The sequence below is a fragment of the Methanomethylovorans sp. genome (assembly GCF_050177135.1).
GTDB lineage: Archaea > Halobacteriota > Methanosarcinia > Methanosarcinales > Methanosarcinaceae > Methanomethylovorans.
Map to the genome: position 1 here is coordinate 1 of NZ_JBFXHJ010000089.1, position 9,166 is coordinate 9,166.

At 41.7% G+C, this 9,166-nt stretch carries 7 protein-coding genes; 6 read left to right on the plus strand and 1 reads right to left on the minus strand.

All coding sequences use genetic code 11. The features are described 5' to 3' along the window. A partial coding sequence (locus AB7U21_RS07970) for a PAS domain-containing protein (protein ID WP_428388155.1) occupies positions 1-626 on the minus strand: 626 nt, incomplete at its 3' end. Between the two features lie 457 nt (positions 627-1,083). On the opposite strand from AB7U21_RS07970, the gene AB7U21_RS07975 reads away from it, so the two are divergent. The 6 genes from AB7U21_RS07975 to pylC form a co-directional block, all read left to right on the plus strand. After that, a complete protein-coding gene (locus AB7U21_RS07975) occupies positions 1,084-1,887 on the plus strand; it encodes a DUF1638 domain-containing protein (protein ID WP_428388157.1) in 804 nt (267 codons plus the stop codon). Then, positions 1,877-3,799, plus strand: coding sequence for a hydantoinase/oxoprolinase family protein (locus tag AB7U21_RS07980; RefSeq protein ID WP_428388159.1), 1,923 nt, complete (start codon positions 1,877-1,879; stop codon positions 3,797-3,799). The genes AB7U21_RS07975 and AB7U21_RS07980 overlap by 11 nt, the downstream gene beginning before the upstream one ends. Before the next feature lie 71 nt (positions 3,800-3,870). Beyond that, positions 3,871-5,802, plus strand: coding sequence for a hydantoinase/oxoprolinase family protein (locus AB7U21_RS07985; RefSeq protein WP_333787907.1), 1,932 nt, complete (start codon positions 3,871-3,873; stop codon positions 5,800-5,802). A gap of 422 nt (positions 5,803-6,224) precedes the next feature. Next, entirely contained in the window at positions 6,225-7,523 is a 1,299-nt protein-coding gene (pylS, locus tag AB7U21_RS07990; protein ID WP_428388162.1) for a pyrrolysine--tRNA(Pyl) ligase, read from the plus strand. Positions 7,524-7,533: 10 nt separating this feature from the next. Next, on the plus strand, positions 7,534-8,592 hold the full coding sequence (gene pylB, locus AB7U21_RS07995) for a methylornithine synthase PylB (RefSeq protein ID WP_333787905.1): 1,059 nt from the start codon (positions 7,534-7,536) through the stop codon (positions 8,590-8,592). Further along, the coding region (gene pylC / locus AB7U21_RS08000) for a 3-methylornithine--L-lysine ligase PylC (RefSeq protein ID WP_428388164.1) at positions 8,589-9,166 on the plus strand (578 nt) is incomplete at its 3' end. The genes pylB and pylC, both read left to right, overlap by 4 nt.

Sequence of the window (9,166 nt, forward strand, 5' to 3'; positions counted from 1 at the left end):
TATTTGAGCAGATTGATACCCAATATTTTATTTTTTGGCTCCGATATAACTTTTGCACAAAAGCTATTACAGTTAACAATTGTGCTGTTCTCATCAAAACAAAGAATACCCAGGGGAGCGCGTTCAAAAATGAGACGGTATTTCCGCTCTATATCTTTCAAAGTATTTTCTGCTTTCTCTTTTTCAGTATTGTCAATGATTATCCCCTGATAACGTGAGACATTCCCATCATTATCTCTCTTTAAGAGAGACCTTTCGGTTACATACCTCACTTCCCCAGATCTGGCAAGTATCCTGTAGACCAGAGTAAAGTAAGAGGTATTTCCCTTTTTAACCAGTTTTTTGACCTCTGAGTTTATCTTTACATAATCCTCTGGATGGACTAAATCAGCATAATCAATTTTTCCAGACATTAGTTCTTCAGGGGTGTATCCTAATTGTGTAACGTTTTCCGAGACCCATTCAACTGGCCATCTTTCATCCACCTTCCAAATGAAAGATATCACAGGACTTACTTTGTGAAGTGCTTCAAGCTTTTTTAGTGTATCAGGGTCCTCTGGTAGATAAAACTCAGCACGTTTCTTTCCATATTCAGAAACTGTTGTAATTTTGGAAATTATAATCACCTTTGAGGACCAATATGATTACCAAATGTCATATGAAATAAGAATTCATAAGTATATACTTTATTAATGGAATTAGTTCTGCTACTAATCTAAGAAACTAGAACCTACATATTTAAAGGTATTCGTGGACGTAAAATTCAGATATATAAATTTACTTTTTGGATTTGCAAAGTGTATGAGCGACTCCAAAGACAAAAAGGAAAAATTAACATTAGCAGTGTCTTTTCTCTTCTGCAGAACTGAAGATGCTTTTAAAGCATTCATCAAAAAGTATAAATAATAGAATCTTGAGTAGATTTTTTCTTAATATAGTGAAAGCACCGATCAATAGTATGTTGAATCAGTAAAATAGGAAAATATATATAGTTAATATGGACTATGCTTTTTAAACGCGAGCAGATTGAGTGTGCAGTTAACTGCTCTGTTATAAGAATATAATGAGGTTCTAATGACTTTAATGTCCATAATTGCCTGCAGGATATTTGAGGATGAGATCGTGCACCTCATCAAGAACGATTCACAGATCACCAGAATTCTAGTTGTGGACAGCCTGGATGCTGCAGGTATTCTCAGGAAACTATCTGAAAATGCTATAGATCATACAGTTTGTTCACCAAATAAAATAGAGGATCTGATACATAGTGAACAAGATACAAATTATTGTCTCCTTGTGAATATCCTTGGTTTTTCCCTTGATGCATCTCCTCAATTGCTCAAAGAAAGCGTGTACAAAGAGATCAGCATCATTTCCGAGTATGCCGACACTATCCTAATATTCTATGGTTTGTGTGGGAATGTACTGGGCAATCTAAACAGAGACTTTGCACATCTTTCTTGTCCTGTGCACATTCTAAGAGAAGAAGATGGAGAGATAATCGATGACTGCATAGGTGCTTCACTTGGGGGAAGGAAACCTTATCTTAGAGCTCTAAAAGAAGCTGGCGGAGAAGGCGTATATTTCCTTACGCCCATGGGAGCAGCTTTCTGGAAGGAAATGGCTGTAATTGCCCGTCTTACAAATGACCCTGAGAACACTGCTATGACCAAGATCGTTTTCGATCACGCAGGATACAAAAATGTAGGTAAGATAAATACAGGTCTTGTTTACGAGGAGAGCTTTGATGCAAAGGTGGAAGAGTTTGCTCAAGCCTTTGATTTCCGAATAGTTGACATGCAAGGCACTGTGAAGATCGCAGAACAGTCATATCAGCGGGCAAAAGATTCTATAACAAAAAAGAGGGCAGACTTTAATGAAACATAGTCTGGGAATAGATGCCGGAGGAACATATACTGATGCAGTTCTTCTTAATAGTGATGATGGCAGGGTCTTACAGGCAAACAAAGCATTGACAACATACCCTGACCTGATCTTTGGAATACGTGAAGCTTTGGACGGTCTTGATCAAAAACTACTTTCTGATGTGAGCTTGGTCTGTGTTTCAACAACTCTTGCAACAAACACGATCCTTGAAAATACGGGTTATCCGGTAGGTCTCATACTGATCGGAAAAGCGGGCATACCCGCTGACAGGAAAATAGAGTATATTATCCAAGTAAGAGGAGGGCACAACAGTGCTGGTAATGAAATTGAGCCCCTGGATATCCAGCCAGTAGAGGATTTCATCCTGAAAGTGAAGAACAAAGTTTCAGCTTTTGCTGTATCCTCCTATTTTAGTGTCCGTAATCCAGAACATGAGTTGCAGGTAAAAGAAAGTGTTATGCAACTAACAGGCCTTCCGGTCGTATGTGGACACGAACTATCTCAAGACCTGGGAGTTTATGAGAGAGGTGTGACTGCTTATCTTAATGCACAGCTGATACCTCTCACTAATCAATTTATGCAAGCTGTAACTTCCGAGATCAAAAAGAGAAACATTGAAGCAAAACTAATGATGCTCAAATGTGACGGATCAATGGTGAGTATCGGGGAGGCGCTTAAAAAACCTATCCAATCCATTTTTTCTGGCCCTGCAGCTAGTTTACTGGGTGCTTCTCATCTTTCAGGTTTTGAAACCTGTGCAGTGGTCGATGTAGGTGGAACAAGCACTGATGTTTCTATGATGCACGAAGGTCTTCCTGAAATATCTGATCAAGGAGCAGTTGTAGGGAAGTGGCAGACAAAAGTAAAGGCTCTCAGGATGGAAACCTCCGCTGTCGGAGGAGATAGCCACGTATGGATACTTAATCATGATATACATGTAGGACCGCGCAGGGTCATACCCTTATGTTTAGCGGCATTGAAGTATCCAGAGATCAAGGAAAAACTGAAGATGCAGCAAAATATCCTACGCAATCAAATAGGTGAAAATATACAACCAACGAAGTTTTTCATGAGGAGTGGAAAGATACCTGAAGAACTGAGCCCTGAAGAAAAGGACTTGTTCGACCGCCTCAGTGATGTACCCTATACGGCGAGTGACATCTACTGGAACGAAAATAGAATGCCAAGTCCTATGACCATGGATATGCTCATACAGAAAAGGTTAGTAAGGACCATAGGCTTTACACCTACTGATGCTCTCCATGTTATGGGAGAATATCAAAAGTGGGATGTAGAAGCAGCACATATAGGTTCTGAAGTTTTGTCCAGGTTTGCAGGCATGGAAAAGATGGAACTATGTTCCAGGGTAAAGGAACAAGTAACAAGCAATATAGCCCTTAACCTTGCTGCTTTTTTGCTGGAGGATGTGGATAGGGAAGAAATAAGGAAGATAATTAATGGTAAATTCTTTGCAGGTATCAAGGTCAAAATGCCAGTTGTATTGCTGGGAGGGCCTGTCACTGCTTACAAGGATGGCCTTGCCAGATATTTTGACTCTTTGATCGTTGTTCCGCAACATGCAGATGTGGGCAATGCAGTTGGAGCACTTGCAGCTAAAGGTATTAAAAGACTGGAAGTGCTTATAAAAGCTTCTTTATCAGAATCAAAATATAATATTAAACCTAACTCTTATATTGTTTTCTATCCTGGTGGGAGAAAAGAATTTTCATCTTATGCGGAAGCATTACATCATGCAGAGCGTATCGGTTCTGAACTTGTGATGGATTATATGTCATCATCCTATCTGGACCTTACTGAAGTAAAGATCAATATGAGCCGCAACGACATAAGTGTGGAAGAAGGCACCACACCTCTGGAAACAAGGCTAGGGTTCCTTGGTATAGGGCAGTAAAGGGTAAATAAAGGGTATTTAATGTGTGGATTTGAACACATCAAACTATAGAATTGTACGAGAGGGAAAAAATGCAATATAGTCTGGGAATTGATGCAGGTGGTACTTATACAGATGCAGTGATCATAAGGAACTCTGACAAGAAAGTTGTGGCTTCATACAAAGCCCTTACTACTTATCCTGAATTGCTTACGGGCATAGAGAACGCTATAGATGGCTTGGACCCTCAATACCTGAAAGACATAAAGCTCGTTTCAGTATCTACAACCTTAGCAACTAATACGATACTTGAGAAAACAGGCTATCCGGTAGGTCTTATCCTTGTGGGTAATTATCTGGTACCCCAAGACACATCTGTCCAGGAATATGTGATGGTCAGAGGAGGACATACTGCTACCGGAGCTGAAGCAGAGGCCCTTGATATAGAGGCAGTGACAGAATTTGTGAACAGGGTGAAGGATAATGTATCAGCTTTTGCAGTTTCTTCATATTTCAGTGTGCGTAACCCTGAACATGAATTGCAGATAAAGGATTACATAATAAAATCAACAGGGATGCCTGTGGTGTGCGGACATGAGCTATCGCAGGACCTGGGAGCATATGACAGAGGTATTACAGCCTACCTCAATGCCCAGCTCATACCCATTGCCCGTCAGTTCATCGATGCAATTGTATCTGATATTGAGAGAAGAGGCATCACAGCAAAGCTCATGATGCTCAAATGTGATGGTTCTTTAATAAACATCAAAGAAGCCATCCAAAAACCTATAGAGTCTATTTTTACAGGTCCTGCAGCAAGCCTTGTAGGAGCTTCCTTCCTGTCCGAGAGGGACACATGTGCAGTGATAGATGTGGGCGGTACAAGTACTGATGTTTCTCTCTTGTATAAAGGACTGCCCGAACTCTGTGAAGATGGTGCTAAAGTAGGTGGCTGGAATACTAAAGTTAAAGCTATCCGAATGGAAACTTCTGCCATGGGGGGGGATAGTCACGTATGGATAAAGAACAGGAAGATAAACATCGGGCCACGCAGGGTAATACCTCTGTGCGTGGCTGCTGTTCAGTATCCGGGTTTCAAGGAAACACTGAAAATGGGACGCACTCCTGCACGTGTGGAACTGGGAGAGAACGTGCAACCGACCAAGTTCTTCGTACGTACAGGAAAAGAGCCGGTAAAGCTCAGTTCTTATGAACAGGAGATCCTCAGTACAATTGGTCAAGAACCAGTATCAATAAGCGATATCTATTGGAGGTTCGGTCGTCCTGTGTCAGTAGAACATCTGGATTATCTCATTCAGAAAAGGCTTGTACAGGCAATTGGGTTCACACCCACGGATGCACTGCATATCCTGGGTGAGTATGATGAATGGGATAAGGAAGCTTCAGTTATAGGCGCAACCATTATGTCAAGGCTTGTACAAATGAACGAGCAGGAACTTGCTGAGCACATTAAAAGAGAAGTTGCCTACAATATGGCCTTGAACCTGATGTCCTATATGCTCAAAGGAGTTGAAGGCAAAGAGATAGAAAAAATACTCAGAGGCGAGTTCTTCTCTAAGTTCAGGCTCTCAGTGCCTGTTGTACTGCTTGGGGGACCTGTGAAGGCTTATGTGGAGCAGATGCAGAACATCATCGATGCAGAGATACTATTGCCACCTTTTGCAGAAGTTGGTAACGCTGTAGGTGCGTTAGTGGGACAGGGTGTCAAAAGGATACAAGTTCTCATAAAAGCTGTCTACAGGGAAAAGCAAAGGTTTTTCCTCGTGTTCACTCCCGGAGGATTTGAGGAGTTCTCAACTCATGGAGAAGCTCTTAAGTATGCTGAACATGTGGGAGAAAATCTGATCATGGACTATATGAGAGAAGCCGACATGGACTGGAACGATGTGAGAATAGATATGTCCAGAGAAGATATTACTCTACACGAAGGCAGCCCCATCCCTATTGAGACGAAACTTGTGTTTATGGGAGTGGGAAGTCTAAGGGTCACTAAGAAATCCTGACCCTTCTTTTTCATTTTCATCCAGAAGCCATGACCAAAAAATATAAATAATAGCTTAATCGATTACCTTTTACTAAATGGAAACCGGATCAGGTTGATCAAATGGACTCTAAATCCGTTCAGCCGGGTTAAATTCCCGGGGTTTCCGCCATTTTTTACTTTGATTGCTATGTATTTTCTCTTTTTTGAACTCTTTGCTTGGTAACTTTGTTATTTTGATGTTTTATGGCAAATAGTATAAATACATCTTTTTCCGTGCAAAAAATATATCTAGTAGATTGTGAAACTTGAAAGTGAATTGCTTATTAACAAACAAAACAGGTGAAATGAAATGACATTCAACGAACACAAGAACTGGATATTGCAGTACATGGGCTTATAGAAGATCCTTGAAAGATCGTAGCGTATAAAGGAGCTGAAAGCATGAAAAAAAAATTATTGGAATCCTTGCTTAACGATACCGATATGTGGGTATCGAGAACCGGATTGCTGCATAGCATACGGGATTTAAATGTATCTCAACGTTCTGTTCATATAGTTACCAGCTGTGGAGAGACCTTCGATATAAGAAATTCAAGGTCCAGTCGCTCGGCACGGGCTCTAAGACTTAGGAAATTCAAAAAACCCTGCAAACAGTGTCGGGTTTCTGATCTGAAGATCAATGAATTCCTCCAGAAGACATCCAAAGAGATCAGAACAAAGCATGTAAGAGTAACTGAAATTCCATCTAATTCTATAAATATACCTACTCCGGTACATGCTGAAAAACCTGTAGTTCCACTTTCTCATATTCCTCATAGCCAACCTCAAAAAGTACCCTCTATACATGTCAAGGAAAAAACGGAAAACAAGGCTGAAAGAAAAATTACGAACCTGCCTAAGAAACCCGTAGTTTCCGGCTCAAAAGCAAAAGATGCAGGTTTCACACAGAGCCAGAAGGACAGGATAGTATCATTGCTGGGACCGGACGAGATGATATCTTTCTCTAAGGAAAAGCGTTCATTCCAGCAACTTGAAGCTGAACTGATAAACAAAAGAAAAGAGGATCTGCGTAAAGTGTATGAGGACAGCAGGGAAAACCTTCTTGGAAAACTTGAACGTCAGATCACCGAGTTCTTTGTGGAAAGGGGCTTCATGGAGATAAAATCTCCCATTCTGATACCCTTTGAATACATGGAAAGGATGGGAGTTGGTGAAGATACAAAACTTTCCCAGCAGATCTTCCGGGTGGATGAGAGCATGTGCCTGCGTCCCATGCTTGCACCTGGCCTTTACAATTACCTCTACAAGTTCGATAACATCCTTCCTGACCCTATACGTATATTCGAGATCGGACCCTGTTACAGAAAAGAATCTGATGGTAAGAGCCACCTTGAAGAGTTCACAATGCTTAACTTCTGCCAGATGGGTTCAAAATGTACGAGAGAAACCCTGATCCTTCTTATTGAAGATTTCCTGGATTCCCTGAACATAGAGCATGAGATCGTTTCTGACAACTGTATGGTATATGGTGAAACCATAGACGTGCTCCACAAGGACATGGAACTCTCCTCTGCAGTTGTAGGACCAATTCCTCAGGACAGGGACTGGGGTATAAACAAGCCCTGGATAGGTGCTGGATTCGGCCTGGAAAGACTGCTCAAGGTCACACATAATTTCAAAACCATAAAAAGAGCAGCTCGTTGTGAGAACTACTACAATGGCATCAGTACGAACCTGTGAGGTGATCCCAATGTTTACTAATATGGACAAAAAAGACCTTGATGCATATGCACAAAGGGTCATAAATGGAATGCAACTATCTGAAGATAACCTTCGGGAAATGCTTTTGATCACAGACAGTACCGAACTTGAAAAGCTTCATTATGTTGCAAGGAAAGTGAGAGATCACTACTTCGGGAACAAGGTTTTTCTGTACAGTTTCGTGTACTTTTCCACATATTGTAAGAACAGATGTGCATTCTGCTACTACAACACAATGAACAAGATCAACAGGTACAGGCTGGGATTCGAAGATATTCGCAATGTATGCAGAAAGCTTAAGGGAGAACAGATCCACATGGTGGACCTTACCATGGGAGAGGATCCTTACTTCCATGAAAACCCCAGCCAATTTGCCAAGGTCATAGACATAGTCAAGGAAGAACTTGATCTTCCGGTTATGATCTCACCTGGGGTGCTGGATGACAATGCGCTGACAATGCTGCGTGAGCATGGAGCTAACTTCCTTGCCCTATACCAGGAAACTTACGATAAGGAACTTTATAGGAACCTCAGGGTTGGACAATCCTTCTCAGAACGCATCCATGCCCGTCAGTTCGCCCAGAAGATAGGCTACTGTGTAGAGGACGGGCTGCTCACAGGTGTGGGTAATGACGTCGAATCCACCATAATTTCTCTGAGAGGCATGGCAAGAGAGGATCCTCAGATGGTTCGGGTGATGACCTTCATCCCTCAGGAAGGAACACCTTTGGAGAAAGAAGTGCAGGAGTCCAACCTGTCGGAACTCAAGATAATATCAGTGTTAAGGTTGATGTTCCCGGACAGATTGATACCTGCTTCTCTGGATGTGGAAGGCATTGAAGGCATGGTATATCGCCTTAATGCAGGTGCTAATGTGGTAACATCCATTATACCCTCTGACTCTTCCCTTGAAGGAGTGGCAAACTATGACAGGAAACATGAAGAGAGGAAACGGGACCCAAAGAGTGTAGTGACAAAGCTCAGGAGTATGGGGATGGAGCCGGCTGCACAATCAGATTTCAACAAGATATTAGGAGTGGTGGCATGAAACAAATATGTTTGATAGGAGGTAAGCTTCAGGGTTTCGAGGCAGCATACCATGCCAGAAAAGCAGGTATTGGAGTTGTATTGATAGACAGGAATGAAAATGCTTTCATAAAGGATCTGGTGGATACGTTCCATTGTTTTGACATTGTGGAACAACCTGAAAGGCTCATAGAGATATCAGCAACCGTCGATGCCATGATCCCTGTAAACGAAAATTTTGATACTATCGATTTCCTTGAGACCATCAAGGACAGGCTTCATTGCCCTCTGCTCTTTGATTTTGATGCATACAGGATAAGTCGGGATAAGAACACGTCGAAAAAATATTTCAGATCCATAGGTATTCCAACCCCTACAGATAAACCTACCCATCCGCCATATTTCGTAAAACCTTCCTGCATGAGCAGCAGCATAGGCACGGCCATAATCTATGACGATGAAGATTTGAAAGGTCTTGATCCCACCATGCTCATAGAAGAATACGTGGAAGGTGACGTGCTATCTCTTGAAGTCGTAGGGGACGGCAAACATTTTGCAGTTGTAAAGGAGACAAAGGTCCATATTGATGATACCTA

Bases quoted from the DNA above. Each gene is read 5' to 3' on its own strand.
- AB7U21_RS07975 (WP_428388157.1), top strand. From the start codon at position 1,084: ATGTCCATAATTGCCTGCAGGATATTTGAGGATGAGATCGTGCACCTC.
- AB7U21_RS07980 (WP_428388159.1), top strand. From the start codon at position 1,877: ATGAAACATAGTCTGGGAATAGATGCCGGAGGAACATATACTGATGCA.
- AB7U21_RS07985 (WP_333787907.1), top strand. From the start codon at position 3,871: ATGCAATATAGTCTGGGAATTGATGCAGGTGGTACTTATACAGATGCA.
- pylS (WP_428388162.1), top strand. From the start codon at position 6,225: ATGAAAAAAAAATTATTGGAATCCTTGCTTAACGATACCGATATGTGG.
- pylB (WP_333787905.1), top strand. From the start codon at position 7,534: ATGTTTACTAATATGGACAAAAAAGACCTTGATGCATATGCACAAAGG.